Here is a 20,278-nt window from a genome sequence, read left to right on the forward strand (position 1 = left end):
CCTTCTTGCTTGTCGGGCCCGGATGGCTCGGCGGAGGTTCGTCGGACGGTCGTCGGACGGCCGGCGGACGCGTGTCCGCCGGACGCCGGCCGCTCGTCAGACCCGCAGCAGCGTGCAGGCCCAGTGCATGCCGTTCCCGGTGCTGGTGAGGGCGACGATCCCGCCCCGCGGGAGCTCGCCGGCCTCCAGCTTCTTGCCGAGCGCGAGCAGTTGGTCGGCGCAGCCGAAGTGGCCGTGGTCGAGGGCGATGGCCGCGTTGGTGTTCTCCAGCGGCACGCCGTAGTCGCGCGCCGCCTCCGCCAGGCCGTCCGCGGTGCCGTTCATGTGCAGGACGTGCCGGACCTCCCCCACCGGGACGGGCACCCGGCGGCAGGCGGCCTCCAGGACGGCCAGGCCGTTGGTCCTCGTCCGCCGCATGAAGCGGATCTTCGCCCGCAGGTCGTGGCCGAGGAACTCCTCCATCAGCGTCACCGGGTTGCCGACGGCGCCGGGGTCCGGGGATTCGGCGGTGACCGGCCGGGCCGCACCGCCGCCGGGCAGGTACGCGACGTCGGCGAACGTCCCGTCGGTGATGATCTCGGTCGCCAGCCAGCGGCACCGCTCCTCGTCGCGCCGCAGCACCGCCGCCACCGCGCCGTCCGAGGTGATCGCCGTGCTGGACTCCATCCGGTTCCAGTACGCCTCGCAGACCCGGTTGACGGTGATCAGCAGGGCGGTCCGGTAACCGGGGTGGGTGGCGAACTTGCCCGCGGCGGCGTCGAATCCGCTGACGCCGCTGCTGCACGCCTGGTTGACCAGCAGGGCCTCCGCGCGGCGGGTGCCCAGTTTGGCCTGGGTCGCCGCGGCCGGGTCCCAGTAGAGGTACTCGGGGATGTCCGCCATCGCCAGCACCACCAGGTCGACCTCGTCCGCCGCGATCCCGGCGCGGTCGAGCGCCCGTCGGCCCGCCTGCGCGGCCAGGTCGGTCAGCCCGACGCCGTCCGGCGCGCGGTGGAACCGGCGGTAGCCCCAGTCCTCCACCCGCTTGAGGTCGCGGGTGTAGCGGGGTGCCTGCTCGGCGACGTCGCAGGGTTCACCGAGCGCGTAGTCGACGGCGCTGATCCCGTAGGTCACGGCGCCGCGTCCAGCCGGCCCATGCTGCGCAGGACGTACGCCCGCCGGGACTTCGACAGGAAGTAGTCGCCGGAGCGGACCGGCGGGTGGTGCGGCGGGTCGTCGGGCGTGGTGCAGGTGGGGATGCAGGCGATCTCGGTCTCCGGGTCCGCCTGGTAGAAGAAGGCGATGGAGATCCGGTCGAGGTGCTCCTGCTCCTTCGGCGGGTTGACCACCCGGTGCACGGTGCTCGCCCAGCGGTCGTTGGTCCACCGGGTCATCAGCCGGCCGAGGTTGACGACGAAGGAGCCGGGCAGCGGCGGTACGTCCAGCCACCGGCCCTCCTGGTCGCGCACCTGGAGGCCGCCGGGCGCCTCGTCCTGGTAGAGGACGGTGAGACTGCCGAAGTCGGTGTGCGGGCTGTTGCGCAGCTTGTCGTGGGCGACGCCGGTGCGGGGCGGGTAGTAGTTGACCATCATCGGGGTCATGTGCCGCTCGAACTTGTCGTCGAACCAGGTCTCGGGAAGGCCCAGCCCGAGGGCGAACAGCCGCATCAGCTCCGCCGACAGGACGGTCGCGGCGCGGTAGTACTCCAGGAACGCGTCCCGGAAGCCCGGCTGGTCGGGCCAGCGGTTGGGGCTGTCCAGCCCGGGGAAGCGGTTCCCGGTCCGCTCGCCGAGCAGGCTCCCGCCGAACAGGTGCAGCCGGTCGTTGGCGCCGTAGCCGTGCTGGAGCGGGTCGTCGGGGTCGTTGGCGGCGCCGTCGCGCACCTCGGCGGGCCCGCGGAAGAACGCGCCGGCCGCCTCGTACAGCGCGGCGACGGTCGCTTCGGGCACCCCGTGGCCGACCACGACGAGGAAGCCGCTGGTCTCGCACGCCTTGCGGACGGCCTCGGCCACGCCGGCCCGGCGTCGCGCGTCCGGCGGCGCGTCGAGCCCCAGGTCGATGACGGGCACGTAGCCGTGCAGCAGGGTGGTGCCGTCGCCGCCCTCGCCGGGCGCGGACTGCGCGGCGGGCGCGTCCGGCGCGTCCGGCGCGACGGGTGCGACGGGTGCGACGGGTGCGTTCGGTGCCGGTGCCGGTGCCGGTGGTGCGGTCGGTGCCGGTGGTGCGGTCGGTGTGGTCGGTGTGCCGGGCATCGGGCCTCCCCCTCCTAGCGATGGTGACTTCCGGTGACGGGTCACCAGGTGACGTGCAGCGACCGCAGACCGTAGATGAGCATCTCCGCCAGGAACGGCGGCTCGGCCTGCGGTTCGGCGAGCCGCAGACCGGGCAGGCGGCGCAGCAGGGCGGCCACGGCCAGCTCGGTCTGGGTCTGGGCGAGCGCGCTCCCGAGGCAGCGGTGGATGCCGTGCCCGAAGGCCAGCTGGCTGCGCACCGTACGGGTCAGGTCGAAGCGGTCGGGCTCCTCGAACACGGCGGGGTCCCGGTTGGCGGTGGCCAGGTGGACCACCACGCCGTCCCCGGCGCGGACCGTGCGCCCGCCGAGTTCGGTGTCGCGCAGGGCGACCCGGGCGACGCCGTGCTGCACGAGGGTCCAGTAGCGCAGCGCCTCGGCGACCGCGTGTCCGGCCCGGCGTTCCGGGTCCGCCCGGACCAGCTCGGCCTGGCGGGGGTCGCCGAGAAGCGACAGCATGGTCAGCGAGAACAGCCCGGCGGTGGTCTCCAGGCCCGCGACGACGATCAGGTTGGCCAGGTTGACCAGCTCGGTCATGGTCAGGTCGCCGTCGTCGAGGCTCCGCGCGAGACGGCTGAACAGGTCGTCGTCGGAGCCGGTCCGCTTGGCGGTGAAGAGCCGCTCCAGGTACTGGTTCATCCTCCCGGCCGCCAGGACGCGCTGCACCGCCGTGGCGTCGTGCGTCTGCAGGTCCCGGGTGCAGTCCAGGAAGAAGTCCCGGTCGGCGAGCGGGGTGCCCAGCATCTGCGAGGCGCTGAGGGCGGGCAGCGGGACGGCGAGCGAGGTGACGAGGTCCTGCGGGCCGCCGGCCGCGACCATCCGGTCGATCAGCTCGTCGGCGGAGGCGGTCAGGGCGGGGCGCATCGCCCTGACCCGGGAGCCGCTGAACTCCGCCGCGACCAGCTGCCGCAGCCGGGTGTGCTGCGGCGGGTCCATGGACAGGAAGTGGCCGGGGATCGGCCGCTTGGAGGAGAGCGGGAAGGCCGGGTAGCCGGGCAGGGTGGAGTCCGAGCTGAAGCCCCGGTGGTCGGCGAGGACGGCGCGGGCCGTCCGGAAGTCGGTCACCAGCCAGGCCTCGCCGCCGTAGCTGAGCGGCACCCGCCGGACCGGCTCGCCCTCGGCGGTGCGGTACGCGGCCGGCGGGTCGCGGGGGTCGCTGCGCGGTACGGGGAAGGACCAGCCGACGGCGGTGGCGGCGTCGATCGTCTCGGCGGTCACGGGCGGCCCGCCGCCGGGGCGAGCAGCCACTCGGCGGCCCGGTCGAGACCGGTGCGCAGGGCCGCGGCCAGCGACTCCACGTCCTCGTCCCGGTACACCAGGGCCGGGGCCAGCTGGATCCGGCTCGGGCCGGCCGACACCAGCGCGCCGGCCTGCCGGATCTCGTCGACGACCCGGCCGAGGACCGACTCGGACAGGTCGGCGCCGTCGGCACTCAGCCGCAGGGCCCGGAAGCAGCCGAGGCCGTTGTCGTCGGCGACGAGCGGGTGCGCGGTCAGTTCGGCGAGGAGGCCGTCGAGCTTCGCGGAGACCCGGCCGGCCCGGCCGACCGCGTCGAGGCGTGCCATCTCGTCGATGGTCGCCAGCATCGCGGCGCAGGTCGGGGGAGCCCCGGCCTGCGTCTCGGCGTGGGTGAGGGCGGAGTCGGCCCGGTCGAAGACGTCGCAGATCGCGTGCGAGACGACGACCGCGGCGGCGGCGCAGGTGCCGTTGGTGAGGCCCTTGGAGGCGAGCAGGACGTCGGGCGGCTCGGGCCAGTTCTGCGAGGCGAAGTAGGAGCCGGTGCGGCCGAACCCGGTGGCGACCTCGTCGGCCACCAGCAGGAAGCCGTACTCGCGGCGCAGCCGGGCGAGGGCGGCGAGCATGGTGTCGGGCAGCGGGAGCGCGCCGGTGCCGAGGACCGGCTCGACCACGACGGCGGCGATGCTGTCGCCCTCCGTGCGAAGCAGCTCCTCCAGCTCGGCCGGGTCCTCGTGGCTGACGTGCCGGATGAGCCGCTGGTCGACGCTGTAGTAGCTCTGGCCGAGCGACATGCCGGTCAGGGCGTGACTGCCGTAGGTGAGGCCGTGGTAGCTGCCCTTGAGGCCGACGACGACCCGGCGGCGGAACTGCCGGTGCAGCGACCAGTACTGGCGCGCCAGCTTCATGGTCAGGTCGTTGGCGGCGCTGCCCGAGGTGGAGTGGAGCACCCGGCCGAAGTGCTCGGGGCCGCAGACGTCGAGCAGGGCCCGGGAGGCGGCGACGGCGGGCTCGTGCCCGGCGCGGAACAGCGAGAAGTACGACGTCTCGATCAACGCGGTCCGGACGGCGTCGGCGATCCGGGGGTTGCCGTAGCCGAGGTTGACGTTCCACAGGCCGCTGGTGGCGCACTGGCGCCACTGCCCGTCGGCGAAGAGCACCCGGGTGCCCTCGGCGCGGACCGCCGTGTGGGACGCCCTCCCGAATGTGCTGGGGCGCTCCAGGAGCTCCCACAGCGGATAGCGCGCAGAATCGGTTCCCACGTTTTCCCCCGGCGTGATGATGTGGTCAGGAAGGTCTTCGCCCGTGGTTGTCGGCCGCAATCCCGCGGGGCCGGGTGGATGGCGCCGGCCGGAGAATTCGCGCATTCACGAGAAGGGTCGGCGCAATGCCGTTGATCATGTACGGTACAAGAGATCAGGGGCTCTGAACAGCCTTTTCCGGGGGCGGGCTCGAAGAATGCGCCGGTACCGCTCCCGGAGCGGGGCGCGGCCCGGCGTCCGGGACCGTGGCGCCCCGTCCGGGAGCCGGGCGGGCCACCCGGCGGCCGAGCTCGGCGAGGTGCTCCAGGCCGTCCAGCACCTCCGCCGCGGGCACCCCGAAGTCGACCAGGCAGGCGAGCTCGTCGACACCGGCCCGCCGGTACTCCTCGACCAGCTCCTCGGCCCGGGCGACCGTCCCGAACAGACCGCACCCCTGGTGCAGGTAGCGCCTCAGGGCGGGCCGGACGACGGCCCGGGTGCGGGCCGGGCTCCACCCGGCGCTCTCCTGGGGGCCGAACAGGGTCATGGCGCTGACCAGGTACTCCTCCAGCGGCCCGCGGGCCCGCGCCTCGACCTCGGCCTGGTCCTCGCCCAGGAGGGTGTGGACCATCAACACCACCCTGCCCCGCCCCGGGTGCCCGGCGGCGGCGTACTCGTGCCGGTACTCGGCCGTCCGCAGGGCGAGCTCGGCGAGGTCCTGGTTGGCCAGGTGGGTCAGCACACCGACGCCCGTGCGTCCGGCGGCCCGGAAGGTCCCGGGGTTCCCCGCGCTGGTCAGCCACATCGGCAGCGGGCCGTTGACGGGCAGGGGGAAGATCCGCGGGCCCTCGGGCCCGTCGGCGGTGGCGGCCGGCAGCGGCTCGCCGCGCCAGAGCCGGCGCAGCGTCTCGACGGCCTCGACCGCTGCGCGGTCGCGCCCCTCGAACCCCTCGGGGCGCAGGACGAAGTCGGCCGGGTTCCAGCCGGAGGCCAGCGAGAGGCCGGCCCGTCCGCCGGACAGGCCGTCCACCACCGCCCACTCCTCGGCGATGCGCAGCACGTGGTGCAGCGGGGCGACGACACTGCCCGCGCGGATCGCGATCCGCTCGGTGCACGCGGCGATGGCGGCGCCGGTGACCGCGGGGTTGGGGTAGAGGCCGCCGAAGCGGTGGAAGTGCCGTTCGGGCGTCCAGACGGCGGCGAAACCGGCGCGGTCCGCGAACCGGGCGCCCTCCAGGAGCAGGCGGTAGCGGTCCGTGACGCCGCCGCGGGGGGCGGTGCCGTCCGGGGCGGCGGCGTTCGGGGCCGCGGTGTCCGGGGCGGCGGCGTCGTCCGCGAAGTAGAAGAGGCCGAGGTCCACCGCTCAGCGCTCCCGCGAGCCGGCCGCCGCCAGCGCGGCGGCGACGATCGAGCTGATCCCGTCGATGCTGCCGAACGACGGGTCACCGAGGGCGTCGTCGCCGAGCTCGAATCGGAACCGCTCCTCGATGTGCTGGATGAGGTGCAGGGTCCCCAGCGAATCCAGGTATCCGGAATCGAAGAGGTCGATCTGCCGGGTGAATTCCGGGTCACCGTCGTCGACCCGCCCCTCGGTCCGGACGAAACGCTCCAGGATTTCCGCGATCGCCGCGGTCCCCGTGATTTCCGTGATGTCCGCGACACCGCCGGCCGAAATGCCGGACATGGTGTTCTCCATGGTCTCCACCCTTCTGCTCAGCTGGAATTCGTGTGCGGCCGGCCCCGCTCGCGAGCCTCCTCGAAGGCCGTGCGCAACCGCCGCCCGATGTCCTCGAACCGGTCCGGCCCCGTGTTGAGGGCCACCCGGAAGTGGCCCTCCTCGTGGAAGAGCTCCGACGGCATGGCGATCAGGCCGTGCGCGGCGAGCAGTTCCACGAACTCCCAGCCGCCCAGCCCGTACGGGCACTCGGCGTACAGGAAGCCGGTGGCCCCGCCGCCGACCACGCGGTAGCCGAGGTCGGTCATCAGCGCGCGCAGCCGCACCTGGTCGGCGCGCAGGTCCCCGCAGTCGGGGTCGAGATCGGCCAGCTCCAGCACGAGCCGCTGCATCAGGGCGGTCGGGGCGCAGTGGCCCATCGAGCGCAGGGCCCGCTCGGCGCGCACCCTCGTCTCCTCCCGCCGGCGCAGGCCCGGCCCGAGGGCGAGGTAGCCGGTGCGCTGCCCCTGGAGGGACCACGCCTTGCCGTACGAGTACACGCTGACCGTGTCCGGGTACACCTGCATCGGGCTGGTGAAGGGTGCCCCGCCCCAGTTCTGGTCGCGGTGCACCTCGTCGCTGATCAGCACGGGCGCGCGGCCGAAACGGGTGGCGGCGGCGCGCAGGGTGCCCGCCAGTCCGGTCAGCTCGTCCGCCTCGTGCAGCACCCCGGTCGGGCAGACCGGCTGACTGATGATCACGCCCGCAGTGTCGGGACCGATCGCCGCGGCGAGCGCCGTCAGGTCCAGCCGCTTGCCGGCGCCCGAGGGCACCGGGCGGGCCCGCAGGCCCAGCCGGTGCGCGTAGAGGAAGTAGTCCATCCAGCACGGCGTGACGACCAGTACCTCCTCCCCGGGTTCGAAGAGGGCGGCCAGGGCGGTATTCAGCGCGGCGGTCGCGCCCGGGGTCAGCAGGAGGTCGCGGTGACCCAGCCGCAGGCCCAGCCGTCGCGAGAGCGCGGCGGCCGTTCGGCGCCGGGCGAGCGTGCCGCCGCCGAACGGCGTGTACTGGAGCTCGCTCTGCCCGACCGAGGCGGTCAGCGTGCGCAGCAGGTCGAATCCGCGCGGGTCGCGGTGGACCAGGGGGTTGGGGTAGGAGAGGTCGACGACACCGCCGCGTGATCCGCGCAGCGTCGCCGCGTGCAGGGCGGCGAACCGCTCCAGCGGAGCGGCGAGCCGGGCCTCCTCGTCGGCGGGCCCCGTGACGCCGACGGGCCCGGCGGGTGCCGTGACGCCGATCGGCTCGGTCGGCTCGGTGGGTGCCGTGGCGCCGGTCGACGCCGTGGTGTCAGCGGGTCGCACGGGCGGCCTCCTGCGGCGCCTCGGCGGCGGGCCGGGCGCCGTACTCGGCCTTGACCCGGGCACGGTCCGCCTTGCCCGAGGAGGTGCGGGGCAGCGTCGGCAGCACCCGGAGGCGACCGGGCCGCTGGTAGAGCGGCAGGTGTGCGGCGATGTGCTCCTCCAGCAGGTCGAGGGCGAAGCCGGCCGGGTCGGCGGGCACCACGACGGCGACGACGACGGGATCGGCGTCCGTCCCGTCGGCCGGGTCGGCGGACAGGCCGGGGCGGTCCGCGAAGACGACCGCCTCCGTGAGCAGGCCGGAGGCGAGCAGTCCGGCCTCGATCTCGGTCGGATTGACCCGGAAGCCACGGGACTTGAACTGCTCGTCGCGCCGCCCGAGGTAGCTGAGGAACCCCTGCTCGTCGCAGCGGACGTAGTCGCCCGAGTGGACCACCCGCTCCGCGACCGCCCCGCCCGGGGCGAACGGGTACGGCCGGAACACCCGCGCGGTCGCGTCCGGGTCGCGCCAGTAGCCCGCGGCGACGGTCGGCCCCCGGTGGACGAGTTCGCCCACCTGGCCGGGCGCGCAGCGGCGCCCGTGCTCGTCGAGCACCAGGATCTCGGTGTCCGGGATCGCCCGGCCCATCGACCCCGGGCGGCTGTCGACCAGGTCGGGCGGCAGGTAGGTGGAGCGGAACGCCTCGGTGAGCCCGTACATCAGGTAGACCTCGGTGCCGGGGTGGGCGTCCCTGATCCGGGCGACGGTGTCGGCCCGCAGCGCGCCGCCGGTGTTGGTGACGTAGCGCAGTTCGGGCAGGTCGAGGCCGAGGAACGGTGACGGCCGGTTGACCAGCAGCTCCCAGAGCGGCGGAACCCCGGCGAGGCCGGTGATCCGCTCGGCGGCCAGCTCCCGGCAGACCCTGGGTGCGAAGGCCGGGCCGCCGATGACCAGCGTGCCACCGGCCCAGAACGTCGCCAGCACCTGGTTGAGGCCGGCGTCGAAGCTCCACGGCAGGAGGGAGAGGGTGCGGTCCGCCTCCGTGAGGCGCAGGTACGTCGCGACGATCCGGGCCCCCGCGACCAGGTTGGCGTGGGTGACCATGACGCCCTTGGGCCGGCCGGTGGAGCCGGAGGTGTAGATCAGGGCGGCGAGGTCCCCGCTGATCGGCCCCGTGCGGCCCGCCCCCGCGCCGGCTGTCCCCGCGCCGGCTGTCCCCGTGCCGACGGTCCCCGCGGCGGTGCCGGGTGTCCTGGCCGGGTCGCCGGTGCCGCCGCGCGGGGCGGCGTCCGCCGCGTCGAGCACGGGCACGCCGAGGTCGCCCACCAGCGGGCGGTGCCGCCGGTCGGTCACCACCACGGCCGCACCGCTGTGCCGGACGATGTGCTCGGCCTGCTGCGGCTTCAGCGACTCGTTGACGACCACCGCGACCGCGCCCAGCCGCAGTGCCCCGAAGAACCACCCGAGGCACTGCACCGAGTTGGGCAGGAGGACGGCGACCCGGTCGCCCGGCCCGACCGCGTTCGCGGCCAGGGCGTCGGCGAACCCCTCGGCCAGGGACAGCAGTTCGCGGTAGCTCAGCACGTCGCCGTGCCGGCTCACGGCCGGGTTGGCGCCATGGGTCGCCGCGCGGACCGTGAGCAGGTCCGGCAGGGTGAAGATCTCCATCGTCCGACTCCGGTGACGAGAGCCCTAGCCCTGGGCGACGACGTAGTCGACGATCTTCCCGATGGTGTTGAAGTTGTCCACGCTCAGTTCCTCGTCGGGAATGGAGACGGCGAATTCGCCCTCCAGCCAGACCAGAACCTCCAGAATTCCGAGCGAGTCGAACTCCGGGTAGTCGCGCAGGTCCTTGTCCTCGTTCACGCCGTCCTCGCCGAGGGCGGGGAGGGTCTGGCGAAGACGAAGTACCACGGAATCCGTGATCTCCTGACGTGAGGTCATGGTGATTTCTCCAAACTTCGTCACGACGAAACGGACGTGCAGATTCTCCGGGCGGCCGTGCGGAGGACGGCCACCGGTCGGTGTCCCCCGCACACGGGTGGGGGGAGCGCGCTGCCGCCTCGCGGGCCGGATGCCGCGGCGGCGGTGGTGGACCTCGGGGCGCGTGGAAGCAGTCCCTTGGTGAGGCAGCGCCAGTATAAGCATGTCAGGTACACGGCATAGAGCGCTGGCCTGCGGAATGTGACTGGAGTGACAGTCGGTGCGCATCGGCGATCCCGGTCCGCACCGGACCGGATGACGTCGGATCAGGCGTGGCGCGGAGACGTGGCGCGGCCCGGAACCCCCTGGGCGCAGCGGCCCGACGGGCTCCGGCCCCCCTGGACCGGCCCGTCGGCCGCACCCTATCCCAGCCCTCCTGACCTGGGAAGCTGTCCCGCTGTCCACGCTCTTGCGAAGGTTCCACCCATTGGTCCGATTCGCGGGATTCGGGCTCCCGGAAAGGCCGTTGACGATCTTGCGGTCGGCCGCATAGGCTCCGAGCCGGTTCGGCGCCGAACGCCCCTTCTTGACGCGGTCGGAGGCCGACCCGAATTGCGATCACGGGGGGTGACGATGATGAGCGGAATTACTGACGCCCGTTCACCGGCGGTGAATTGGGGGGACCGCGGTCCCGTCGTGCGGAGGCGCCCACGGAATGCCGTTCGCGGTGGGGGAAACGCCACCGGAAGTGCCGCGACGACACCGGCCCGGGTTCCGTGAAATCCCCCGCACCCGAGGCCGGTTGACGACCACCGCCGGCCTGTCCCCGGGCGCGTGAGGTCGGCACGGGGGACAGGCCGGCGGTGGCCGGTGGCCGGTGGCCGGTGGCGATCGGCGCTGGCCGGTGGCCGGTGGCCCTGGTCGGGCCCGCGGCGGTCAGGCCGTCGGGAGGTGCCGGGGCAGCGACCGGACCCGGCGCCGGTCGAGCGGGGAGGGGCGGCGGTCAAGTCGGGTCCGCAGCAGCCGCTCCGCGTCGGCGTAGCGGCCGGCGGCGGTCAGCGCGTGGATCAGCGTCTCCTCGACCACCTCGCGCTGGGCGGCGCTCCCGCCGGCCCGGCGCAGCGTCGGCCGCAGGGCGGTCAGCGTGTCCGCGGCGTCGCCCCAGCGCTCCTCGACGACGGCCGTCATGGCGTCGCAGAGCGGCGCGATGACCTCGTGCTGCACGGGGTCGGTGTGCCACGCCGCGTGCCGCCGGAGGCGGTGCAGCCCGACCAGGTCGCCCGCGGACGCGAGAGCCATCGCGCTGTGCAGGGCGACGAAGGCCGTCGCGGGCCGTTCCAGGGACTCGCGGCCGATCGAGTCCAGCACCGCGGTGACGGGCGTCGCGCCGTGCCACCGGTCGGCCAGTCGGGCCCGCCACAGGAACGAGGCGGAGTCGACGAGAGCCCGGACGCCGTTCACCCGGGACGGCGACAGCTGGGAGTACCAGCGCTCCCGGACGGCGGACGCGTCGTCGAGGGCCAGTTCGTGCAGGCCCGCGTGCCAGGAGAAGTGGGCGTGGTGCGCGGTGCCCAGGCCGTGGCGGTCGATCCACGCGTCGAGCCAGCGGCGCCCCTCCTCGTGGTTCCCGCGTTCGTAGTGGACGTGGGTGAGGGCGTGCACGGCGTGGCCGGCGGCCGGTTCGACGCCGAGGGCCCGGTCGGCGAGCTGTTCGGCGGCCGCGAAGTCGCCCTGCTCCTGCCGGATGAAGGCGAGCAGCGAGGTGTGGAACCAGTGGCCGTCGTGCTCCGGAGCGATGCGCCCGACCAGCCGGTACGCGTAGTCCTGAAGGTCCGTCACGCCCGAGAACGCGATGGTGGGGACGGCCATGCCGAGTGCGAGCACGTCCCGGGGGTGGTCGGCGAGGTGGCGCAGCAGCGCGGCGTCCCCGCCGGTGCCGCGGACCCGGTGGGCCACGACCTCGACCAGTGAGCGTTCCCGTTCGTCGCCGCGCTCGCGGACCGCGCTGCGGGCGTCGGCGAGCGCGCGGGGGACGTCCGCGGTGGCACCGCCCTCATGGCCGAGCGCGGCCAGCGCGGCGTGCGCGAGGGCGAAGCCCGGGTCGAGTTCGAGGGCCCGGTGCAGTGCCTCGTCGGCGCCGGCCCGGACCGCCATGAGGAGGTCCAGGGCCGTGCGGTAGGCCTCGGCCGCCGCCGGGTCGGTGCTGAGCGGAAGCCCCATCGGGTCCGTGGGCCGGACGCCTGCGGGGCGGGTCCGGGGAGCGGCGGCCCGGGTCAGCAGGACGTCCGCGATGCGCGCGGCCTGCGCCCGGATCTCGGGTACCGCCGTGGTCTCCCAGAGTTCGCCGCGGCGGTGGGCGCCGAGCGTCCACAGGGGCGCGGGCGCCGAGGCGTCGGCGCCGAGGAGCCGTCCGTCCGGGTCCGTCGCGTACCCCATGCCCAGTGGGCCGGTGCGGGCGAGGCCGGCGTCCAGGAGGCCGGTGTGCAGGGGGTCGGGGGAGCGGGCCGGATCGGTCGCCGGCCCGGTACAGTCCACCACCCAGCGGACCCGCAGGGTGCGGCCGTCGACCAGGGTGACGACGAGCCCGGTGCCCCCGGGCTCGTCCTCCCGGACGGCTGCCACCTGCCCGGCGGCGGGCCGGAACCGGCCGGCCTCCCGGAGCCGGGCGAGGGCCTCTGCGGTCGCGGGTGCCATCCGGTGCCGGCGGGTGTTCCACCGGGAGCGGTCGCGGGCGAGGAACTCGGCGCGCTCCTCGACGGAAAGGGCCGACCAGAGCCGCGCGGTCAGCGGGCGCAGACCGTCGAGGGCCGGCCGCCAGTCCCCGTGCGTGCGGACGGTGCGGCGGACGTGCCGCTGGACGGCACGCCGCAGGTCGGCGAGGGCGAGCCCGTCCAGCGGCACGGCAGGCGGGACGGCGGCGAGGGGGGCCACGGCGTGCGGGCTGGGCAGGTCGCCGCCGCGGGACACGGCGTGGAGGGTGCGGCCCGGACGGTCGAGGGTGAGCGCCACGTCGACGGCGGTCAGCCCGGTGCCGACGAGCAGGACGTCGCCGTCGGACGCGAGCGGCCCGGCGAGGGCGTCCGGCGCCCAGGGATCCGGGACGAACCGGGCGGAGTCGCGGAGCCCGGGCGGTGCCCAGGACTGCCGCGAGCGGAGCGGACCGGTGGCCAGGACGCAGCTGTCGGCCGTGAGTTCGGCGCCGTCGGCGAAGGTGAGCGCCGTCCGGCCGCGCTGCCGGGCGAGGCCGGTCACGGTGGCCGCGACCCGGTGCACCGTGACCAGGGCGCGGGCCCGGGCCGAGGCGTCGGTCAGGGCGTCGGCGAGGTAGGAGCCGAAGAGCCCGCGGGGGACGAAGTCGGCGGCGGTGGTGCGGGCGTCCGCGTGGCGGACCAGCCAGCGGACGAAGTGGGTGTCGTCCTCGGGGTAGCAACTCATTCCCCCCGCAGGGACGTTCAGCCGGTGTCGGCGGTCCCGGGTGGCGTACGCGGTGCCCGCTCCCGGGGCCGAGCCCGAGCCGGGAGCGAGGGCGGGGTCGACGAGGAGGAGGGTTAAGGGGGTGTTCCGGCGGAGGGCGGCCTCGCACAGGTGGATCGCCACGAGCGCGCCGGCGGCGCCGGCCCCGACGACCGCCACGGTGTGCCGGGTCGGGTGGGACTGGTGTGTCGGCAGGGACATCGGTTTCTCCAGCGAGCGATGTTGTCCACTAACTCGATGCACTATATGGAAGTGGAGTGACGGGGACGTCTGATCAGGTGTCCGAGGTGTGTGGGTCGCGTGGTGATCGGATCGTGCCCGGAGCGGTGGTGTGACCGAGGGGGCGGCGTGAGAGATTGGACCCATGCGGATCTCGGCCAGGGCGGACTACGCGGTACGGGCCATGGCGGAGCTGGCCCTCCGGCCCGCCGGCCCGACGAAGGCGGAGTACCTGTCGGGTGCCCAGGACATTCCGCTGCGGTTCCTCCTCTCGATCCTGCGCGAGCTGCGTCAGCACCGGCTGGTGCGCAGCGTGCGGGGCCCCGAGGGCGGCTACGCCCTGGCCCGACCCGCCGCGGAGATCACCCTCGCGGACGTCATCAGGGCCGTGGACGGCTCGCTCGCCAATGTCCGGGACCTCAGCCTCACGGGCCTCGACTACCCGGGCGCGGCGGCTCAACTGCCGGACGTCTGGCGGGCGGTGCGGGTCAGCCTGCGGCAGGTCCTGGAGCACGTCACGCTGGAGGACCTGGCCCGGGGGCAGCTTCCCGAGGGCGTCCGGGCGCGGGCGCGGCAGTACGTCGAGGACGTTCGCCATCCGGTCGCCGACACCTCGGCGGCGCAGGGGCCGGGCGGTCTGGACTGAGCGTCGGCGCGAACCGGTCCGGGGCGGCGACTCGGCTTACCGGGCGGCTTGTCGAGGGGCCCGGATCGGCCCCCGGTGCGTTCGGCGCGTTCGGTGTGTTCGGAGCGTTCAGCGCGTCCGGTGCGTGCCGCGGCCGAGGAGGGCCTCGGCGCCGTCGAGGGCCCGGGCGACCGTGAACACGTAGAACGCGGTCGCGGCCTCGTCGGAAGTCTGCTGGTGGGGCGCGCGTTCCCGGGCGGCGGGGGCGTCCCGGGCGGCGGGGGCCGCGGCGCGGTCGTCCTCGGCGGCGACCAGCAGGAAGGCGCTGTTGAACAGGTAGCGGTAGACCAGGGCGGCGTCCGCGCCGAACCCGGCGCGCTCCAGGATCTGCACGCCGGTCTCGACGACGGGCAGGGCGGCCGGCACGGTCGGGCCGACGAGGCACATCCGTCGGGCGACGCCCGGATACTGCCGCATCACCGTCCGTCCGTCGAGCAGGAGCTCGGTGAACCACTGCCGCCAGGGGAGGCTCGGGTCCGGGACGGGCAGGGCGGCGACCACGGCGCCGGTGACCTCCGCCACCACGGCGTCCCGGTCGCCGACGTGGTGGTAGATCACGCCCGGCCAGACGTCGAGGGCCCCCGACAGCCGGCGGATCGACCAGGTGTCCAGCCCGTGCGCCCTGGTCAGCTCCAGAGCCGCGGCGACGATCTTCTCCGCGGTGATGGGCGGGAGGCCCTCGGCCATGCGGGAGCGTCTGCGGGGGGACCGGATCATACGGCGACCCTAGTTCAGCCCCGGAGAGTCTGGCGAGTGGTCGCACGGTGCGCGCGGGGGCTCGCCGCACCGCCCGCCGCGCCCCCGCGACCTGGCGTTCTCGGTCTCCGGGGCGGTTCCCCGGCCCGGTCCACCACGGGCCGTGGGCGCGCCCGGGGGAGCGCCGCGGGTGCCTGCCGGGCCGTCCCGGCAGGCGGACCGTGACCGCTGCGGAAGGTGGACCGCGACCGGTCCGGGGGACACGCTTCGGCCGCCGCCGGTCGCCTCCCGGCCCGCCTCAGGACGTCCCGACCGGAGCCGTCAGCAGATCGGCGAGGAGGCCGCCGAGGAGCGCGGGGCCGTTGCGGGTGAGGACGGACGCCGGGTGGAACTGCACGGAGGCGAAGTCCGGTCCGCGCAGGGCGTGGACCTCGCCGTCGACGTCGTCGCGGGAGACCAGGACGGTGCCGGGCCGCCAGATGGAGGGGAAGTCCTCGTTGTCGCAGCGGGCGGCGAAGGTGTTGTGGAAACCCACCGTCCTGGTCCGGCCGAACAGGTCGATGGTGCGCCGCACGCCCCGCTGCGGCGCGGGTCTGCGGACGACCGCCAGGCCGAGCAGGGTGCAGAGCACCTGGTGGCCGAGCCCGACCGCCAGGAACGGGGTGCCGTTCGAGAGGAGCATGGCGACGGCGCCGCGGAGGTGGGCGATCCCGGGGTTGCTGCTCTGCCGGGGGTCGCCGGGGCCCGGGCCGATCATGACCAGGTCGTACCCGTCGAAGCCGGACCCGGGCAGCCCGAACCGGTCCGGCTGGTGCCGCTCCGGGTGGTGCCTCCTCGCCGCGTGCTCCTGCGGTCCGTGCTCCTGGGGCCCGAGCCCTTCCGGCCCGCGGCCCGGGAGACCGGGTCCGGGCAGGCGGGGCCCGTCGGGGCGGAACGGGTGGCGGGGGTGTGCGTCGGAGCCGTGCGGATCGCCGAACCGGCTGACCTCGACGGTGGCGCCGAGGGCCGTGAGCATCTGCCGGCCCAGGGCGGTGAAGGTGTCCCCGGGGTCCAGGACGAGGACCCGGCGCCCTTCGAGCGCGGGCATCGGCTGCGCCCGTTCCTCCGGTTCCGCCTGCCAGAACGCGGCGACCGGTTCGTGCCGGGCGGCGAGGGCCCGGCGGACCGCCGTTTGCGAGCCGAGGTCGGAGGGTTCCGGAGCGCGCGCCCCCGGAGCGGGCGCGACGGTCCGCAGGGCCGAGAGCAGGTCGGCGGCCTCGATCCGCGTCCAGGCGGACGCCGCTGCCGGGGCCGACCCGCGGACCGGGGCCGGATCGACGCGGATCCGCAGCCGCCCGGTCGCGTCGACCTCGGCGGTCCGGGCGAGGACGGCGGAGTCCAGGGCCTGGCGGCCGCGTCCGTCCCGGCCGATCAGCGCGATCACGCCGGGGTGGTGGCCCGGGCCGCCGAGCCCGCCCGGTCCGCTCGGGCCGCCCGCGTCGTCCGGGAAGGTGCGGACGGCGGGCGCGGGCGGCCGGGTCTCGTGCAGGATCGTCCGCACGTCGCGGGTGGTCCGGCCCTCGACCTGGTACTCGGTGTGGGCGAGGTGGGGCATGGTCCGCAGCCGGGGGCCGGTGATCCGGCCGCCGGCCGCACAGAGCCGGCCCGCCGTTCCGAGACCCTCGTCGACCGCGCGGTAGAGCCGGGCGGCCTCCTTCGCGCCGGTCAGGAAGGCGACGACGCCTTCGGTGGTCGGCCCGCCGGGCGGGTAGCGGTAGGTACCGCCGGCCGGGTTCAGCGCGATGGTGCCGCGGTCGAGGCCGACATGGCGCCGGGGCGAGGCGCCGAGGAGGACGCGGTCGCCGGTGTGCAGGACGAACGTCCAGTACGCGCCGGGCTGTTGACCGAGCAGGCGCCGGAAGAGGGCGAGCGCGGTGGAGGGCGACCAGTCGGTGACGGTGACCGAGAAGGATCGCCCGGCGTCGGTCCGTCGCAGGGTCGCCGGGTCCTCGTCGTCGGGCTCGGCGCCCGCTCCGGTGAGGCCGACCGGCGTGCCGGGCAGCAGTCCGAGCACCTCGGCGACCGGTGCGAGGGCCTGCTCGGTGACGCGGAGCGCGGTCAGGGCGTCGCCGTCGTCGGAGGCCGTCCCGCCGGGGCCGGCGGGAAGCCGGTGGGGGAGGAGCGCGAGGACCTGGTGGCGGCCGGGCGCGTCGGCGTCCGGCACCGGCAGGTCGCCGATCCGGGCCGGGCGGCTCACCGTGCCGGTCAGCACGTCGAGGATGCCCGGGCCGGTGGTTGCGGGGCGGTGCACCAGGGCGAACGGCGGCGGCGTGGGGCCGGTGATGAGACGGAGCAGCCGTTGGGCGGTCCGGGTCATCGCCGCGCGCTTCCGGCGGTGGCGGGCGGTGCGGTCGGCGAGGAGTCCCGCGTCGGGGTCGGGGCGGAGGTGCGTGGCCCGGTGCGCGTCGGGGTCGGCGCGGTGCGTCCGACCGGTGCGGCGTGCGGGGCTGTCTGCGGGATCGTCAAGGGAGCGGTCCCTCCGGGAGGGTGGCGGCGGCGGTGGCGGGTGCCGCCCACACCCGCCCGAGCCGGACCGTGCCGCCCGGGGGCGGGACCGGTCCGCGCTGTGCCGTCGCGACGGGTGGTTCCGCAGCGACGGGCCTCGCGGCCGTGACGGGTGGTGCCACCGCGACGGGCTGAGCCGCTGCGGTGGGGGCCGGGACCGTCCGGGCCGGCACGACGGGGGTGGGCCTGGTCCGGACAGGGCTGGACAGGGAGGCCCGGACGGCATGGTCGGTGGGCCATCTGCAGCTCCTGTTGGACGCTGTCTATGAAGTGAGGCTAACCTTACCTACTCGCGGTCAACAAACGTCAAGAGTTTCCCGTCCGACCCGTGCCGAAGGATCCTTCGCACACACGAATGCGCCGCCCCCGCCTTGGCGGGGACGGCGCATGACCGAACGTCAGCTCTCCCGGGCGTCAGCCCTCCGAGCGGCGGAGCAGGTAGGTGTCCATGATCCATCCCTTGCGCGCCCGGGCCTCCTCGCGCAGCTCGCTGATCCGCGGGGCGGTCTCCGCGAGCGGACCGGCGGCGAGGATCTCGTCGGGCGTGCCGAGGTAGGCGCCGTAGAAGACCTCCAGCCCCTCGGGGTCGATCGCGGCGAAGGCGGCGCGCCCGTCGAGCATCACCACCACGTCGTCCACGCCCTCCGGGAAGCCCTCGGCGAGCCGGCGGCCGGTGGTGATCTGCACCGGTCGGCCGACCCGGGTCAGCGTGGTGCGGTGCCGGGCGGCGAGTGCCGAGACGCTGCTGATCCCCGGGACCACCTCGTAGCCGAACGCCGCGCCGCCGCGGGCGAGGACCTCGTCGATCACGGCGATGACGCTGTCGTAGAGGCTCGGATCGCCCCAGACCAGGAACGCGCCGGTCTCGTCCGGGCCGAGGTGCTCGGCGACCAGCCGCTCGACCAGGTCGGCCCGGCGGCTGCGCCAGTCCTCCACGGCCGCCGCGTACGCGGGGGTGGTGCGGTCCCGCTCCGCGTCCGAGACGCCGACCACGCGGTGGCCGGGCCGGCCGTGCTCGGCGAGGATCTGCCGGCGCAGCCGGATCATGTCCTGCCGTTCCTCGTTCTTGTCGAGGATGAAGAAGACGTCGGTGCGGGCCAGGGCCTTGGCGGCCTGGAGGGTCAGGTGGTCGGGGTCGCCCGCACCGATGCCGATGACGAAGATGTGCTGCATGACAGCGATTGTGCCGTCCGGCTAGTCCGGTCGACCGCCGGGGGCGGCTCCGGAGGTGCGCTCCGGGAGGCGCCCGGACGGTGCCCGGAAGTCGCTCCCGGGGGTGGCGCCGCGGGTGTTGCGGCCGGTGCCGCGGGTGGGTTTCGGGGGGCTCCGGGGGCGGGTGGGGAGGGTGGGGCGGAAGGGCGCCCCGGGGCCCGTTTCGTTGACCGGGCGGGGCCGGAGCTAGCATGTGAACACCCTCCTAGCTCGAAAGATGGACTTGTGACTGTCAACGACGACGTGTTCACGGACTGGAAAAACCGCGAGGAGATCGCGGAGTCGATGATTCCGATCATCGGCCGACTGCACCGGGAGCGGGACGTCACAGTCCTGCTGCACAGCCGCTCCCTGGTGAACAAGTCGGTGGTCAGCATCCTCAAGACCCACCGGTTCGCCCGCCAGATAGCCGGCGAGGAGCTCTCGGTCACCGAGACGCTGCCCTTCCTCCAGGCGCTCACCGCGCTCGATCTCGGCCCCTCCCAGATCGACATCGGTATGCTCGCCGCCACCCACCGCGCCGACGGCCGCGGCCTCTCGGTGGAGCAGTTCACCGCGGAGGCGGTCGCCGGTGCCACCGGCGACAACAAGATCGAGCGCTTCGGCTCGCGCGACGTCGTGCTCTACGGCTTCGGCCGCATCGGCCGCCTGGTGGCGCGCCTGCTGATCGAGAAGGCCTCCGGCAACGGCCTGCGGCTGAAGGCGATCGTCGTCCGCCGGGGCGGTGACCAGGACATCGTGAAGCGCGCCTCGCTGCTGCGGCGCGACTCGATCCACGGCCAGTTCCAGGGCACCATCACCGTCGACGAGGCGAACGACACGATCGTCGCCAACGGCAACGCGATCAAGGTGATCTACGCCGACGACCCGTCCCAGGTCGACTACACGGCGTACGGGATCAACGACGCGATCCTGATCGACAACACCGGCAAGTGGCGCGACCGCGAGGGCCTGTCGAAGCACCTCCGCCCCGGCATCGACAAGGTCGTGCTGACCGCCCCGGGCAAGGGCGACGTGCCCAACATCGTGCACGGCGTGAACCACGACACGGTCAAGCCGGACGAGCAGATCATCTCCTGCGCGTCCTGCACCACCAACGCGATCGTGCCGCCGCTGAAGGCGATGGACGACGAGTACGGCGTGCTGCGCGGCCACGTGGAGACGGTCCACTCGTTCACCAACGACCAGAACCTGCTGGACAACTACCACAAGGCCGACCGCCGCGGCCGCTCGGCGCCGCTGAACATGGTGATCACCGAGACCGGTGCCGCCTCCGCCGTCGCCAAGGCGCTGCCGGACCTCAAGGCGAAGATCACCGGCAGCTCGATCCGCGTGCCGGTGCCGGACGTCTCGATCGCGATCCTCAACCTGCAGCTGGCGCGCGAGACCAGCCGCGAGGAGGTCCTGGAGTACCTCCGCGAGGTGTCGCTGACCTCGTCGCTGAAGCGCCAGATCGACTTCACCACCGCGCCCGACGCGGTGTCGAACGACTTCATCGGCTCGCGTCACGCCTCGATCGTCGACGCCGGCGCCACCAAGGTCGAGGGCGACAACGCGATCCTCTACCTGTGGTACGACAACGAGTTCGGCTACTCCTGCCAGGTCATCCGGGTCGTCCAGTACGTCTCCGGCGTGGAGTTCCCGACCTTCCCCGCTCCGGCGGTCTGATCAACGAGTACGACCCCCGTGGGGGGGGGGGGCCGGGGAGAGGAGCCGCCCCCCCCCCCCGGTACGCGCCCCCCCCCCCCCCCCCCCCCCCCCCCCCCCCCGCCGCCCCCCCCCCCCGG

General features: G+C 74.6%; 15 protein-coding genes. 2 read left to right on the forward strand and 13 right to left on the reverse strand.

The window, feature by feature from the left end; translation table 11 throughout:
- Positions 1 to 96: 96 nt before the first annotated feature.
- The 10 genes from ACFWIC_RS20360 to ACFWIC_RS20405 form a co-directional block, all read right to left on the reverse strand.
- Entirely contained in the window at positions 97 to 1,113 is a 1,017-nt protein-coding gene (locus ACFWIC_RS20360) for a 3-oxoacyl-ACP synthase III family protein (protein WP_380355234.1), read from the reverse strand.
- A complete protein-coding gene (locus ACFWIC_RS20365; protein ID WP_380519634.1) occupies positions 1,110 to 2,231 on the reverse strand; it encodes an isopenicillin N synthase family dioxygenase in 1,122 nt (373 codons plus the stop codon). The genes ACFWIC_RS20360 and ACFWIC_RS20365 overlap by 4 nt, the downstream gene beginning before the upstream one ends.
- A gap of 41 nt (positions 2,232 to 2,272) precedes the next feature.
- The gene (locus tag ACFWIC_RS20370) at positions 2,273 to 3,487 is read right to left on the reverse strand and encodes a cytochrome P450 (RefSeq protein WP_380355228.1); all 1,215 of its coding nucleotides are present in this window, start codon (positions 3,485 to 3,487) and stop codon (positions 2,273 to 2,275) included.
- The gene (mpaD, locus tag ACFWIC_RS20375; RefSeq protein WP_329950943.1) at positions 3,484 to 4,767 is read right to left on the reverse strand and encodes a daptide-type RiPP biosynthesis aminotransferase; all 1,284 of its coding nucleotides are present in this window, start codon (positions 4,765 to 4,767) and stop codon (positions 3,484 to 3,486) included. Before mpaD ends, ACFWIC_RS20370 begins: the two co-directional genes overlap by 4 nt.
- 154 nt (positions 4,768 to 4,921) lie before the next feature.
- Positions 4,922 to 6,106, reverse strand: a complete 1,185-nt coding sequence (locus tag ACFWIC_RS20380; protein ID WP_380519635.1) for a MupA/Atu3671 family FMN-dependent luciferase-like monooxygenase — start codon at positions 6,104 to 6,106, stop codon at positions 4,922 to 4,924.
- A 3-nt stretch (positions 6,107 to 6,109) separates the two neighbouring features.
- The gene (locus ACFWIC_RS20385; RefSeq protein WP_380355223.1) at positions 6,110 to 6,451 is read right to left on the reverse strand and encodes a phosphopantetheine-binding protein; all 342 of its coding nucleotides are present in this window, start codon (positions 6,449 to 6,451) and stop codon (positions 6,110 to 6,112) included.
- Positions 6,452 to 6,459: 8 nt separating this feature from the next.
- Positions 6,460 to 7,761 (reverse strand): aminotransferase class I/II-fold pyridoxal phosphate-dependent enzyme, encoded by a 1,302-nt coding sequence (locus ACFWIC_RS20390; protein WP_380519636.1) that lies wholly within the window; start codon positions 7,759 to 7,761, stop codon positions 6,460 to 6,462.
- Positions 7,748 to 9,406 (reverse strand): AMP-binding protein, encoded by a 1,659-nt coding sequence (locus ACFWIC_RS20395; RefSeq protein ID WP_380519637.1) that lies wholly within the window; start codon positions 9,404 to 9,406, stop codon positions 7,748 to 7,750. Before ACFWIC_RS20395 ends, ACFWIC_RS20390 begins: the two co-directional genes overlap by 14 nt.
- A gap of 24 nt (positions 9,407 to 9,430) precedes the next feature.
- The gene (locus ACFWIC_RS20400; protein ID WP_329878415.1) at positions 9,431 to 9,682 is read right to left on the reverse strand and encodes an acyl carrier protein; all 252 of its coding nucleotides are present in this window, start codon (positions 9,680 to 9,682) and stop codon (positions 9,431 to 9,433) included.
- A gap of 915 nt (positions 9,683 to 10,597) precedes the next feature.
- Positions 10,598 to 13,336 (reverse strand): FAD/NAD(P)-binding protein, encoded by a 2,739-nt coding sequence (locus ACFWIC_RS20405; protein ID WP_380519638.1) that lies wholly within the window; start codon positions 13,334 to 13,336, stop codon positions 10,598 to 10,600.
- A gap of 163 nt (positions 13,337 to 13,499) precedes the next feature.
- Between ACFWIC_RS20405 and ACFWIC_RS20410 the strand changes: the two genes are divergently transcribed.
- The gene (locus tag ACFWIC_RS20410) at positions 13,500 to 14,000 is read left to right on the forward strand and encodes an Rrf2 family transcriptional regulator (RefSeq protein WP_355406147.1); all 501 of its coding nucleotides are present in this window, start codon (positions 13,500 to 13,502) and stop codon (positions 13,998 to 14,000) included.
- Between the two features lie 108 nt (positions 14,001 to 14,108).
- Here the strand turns inward: ACFWIC_RS20410 and ACFWIC_RS20415 are convergent, their stop codons facing one another.
- From ACFWIC_RS20415 to cobF, 3 genes are all read right to left on the reverse strand, one after another.
- Positions 14,109 to 14,756, reverse strand: coding sequence for a TetR/AcrR family transcriptional regulator (locus ACFWIC_RS20415; protein WP_380519639.1), 648 nt, complete (start codon positions 14,754 to 14,756; stop codon positions 14,109 to 14,111).
- A 277-nt stretch (positions 14,757 to 15,033) separates the two neighbouring features.
- On the reverse strand, positions 15,034 to 17,091 hold the full coding sequence (locus tag ACFWIC_RS20420) for an aminodeoxychorismate/anthranilate synthase component II (protein ID WP_380519640.1): 2,058 nt from the start codon (positions 17,089 to 17,091) through the stop codon (positions 15,034 to 15,036).
- Positions 17,092 to 17,693: 602 nt separating this feature from the next.
- Positions 17,694 to 18,452 (reverse strand): precorrin-6A synthase (deacetylating), encoded by a 759-nt coding sequence (gene cobF / locus ACFWIC_RS20425; protein ID WP_380519641.1) that lies wholly within the window; start codon positions 18,450 to 18,452, stop codon positions 17,694 to 17,696.
- Positions 18,453 to 18,716: 264 nt separating this feature from the next.
- On the opposite strand from cobF, the gene ACFWIC_RS20430 reads away from it, so the two are divergent.
- The gene (locus ACFWIC_RS20430) at positions 18,717 to 20,159 is read left to right on the forward strand and encodes a glyceraldehyde-3-phosphate dehydrogenase (RefSeq protein ID WP_329878405.1); all 1,443 of its coding nucleotides are present in this window, start codon (positions 18,717 to 18,719) and stop codon (positions 20,157 to 20,159) included.
- Positions 20,160 to 20,278: the final 119 nt, after the last annotated feature.

It is taken from the genome of Kitasatospora sp. NPDC127035 (genome assembly GCF_042726075.1).
Taxonomy (GTDB): Bacteria; Actinomycetota; Actinomycetes; order Streptomycetales; family Streptomycetaceae; genus Kitasatospora.

Excerpts from the sequence above, each read along its gene's own strand:
- ACFWIC_RS20365 (WP_380519634.1), bottom strand. The coding sequence starts at position 2,231 with ATGCCCGGCACACCGACCACACCGACCGCACCACCGGCACCGACCGCA.
- ACFWIC_RS20395 (WP_380519637.1), bottom strand. The coding sequence starts at position 9,406 with ATGGAGATCTTCACCCTGCCGGACCTGCTCACGGTCCGCGCGGCGACC.
- ACFWIC_RS20400 (WP_329878415.1), bottom strand. The coding sequence starts at position 9,682 with ATGACCTCACGTCAGGAGATCACGGATTCCGTGGTACTTCGTCTTCGC.
- ACFWIC_RS20405 (WP_380519638.1), bottom strand. The coding sequence starts at position 13,336 with ATGTCCCTGCCGACACACCAGTCCCACCCGACCCGGCACACCGTGGCG.
- ACFWIC_RS20410 (WP_355406147.1), top strand. The coding sequence starts at position 13,500 with ATGCGGATCTCGGCCAGGGCGGACTACGCGGTACGGGCCATGGCGGAG.
- ACFWIC_RS20415 (WP_380519639.1), bottom strand. The coding sequence starts at position 14,756 with ATGATCCGGTCCCCCCGCAGACGCTCCCGCATGGCCGAGGGCCTCCCG.
- ACFWIC_RS20420 (WP_380519640.1), bottom strand. The coding sequence starts at position 17,091 with ATGACCCGGACCGCCCAACGGCTGCTCCGTCTCATCACCGGCCCCACG.
- cobF (WP_380519641.1), bottom strand. The coding sequence starts at position 18,452 with ATGCAGCACATCTTCGTCATCGGCATCGGTGCGGGCGACCCCGACCAC.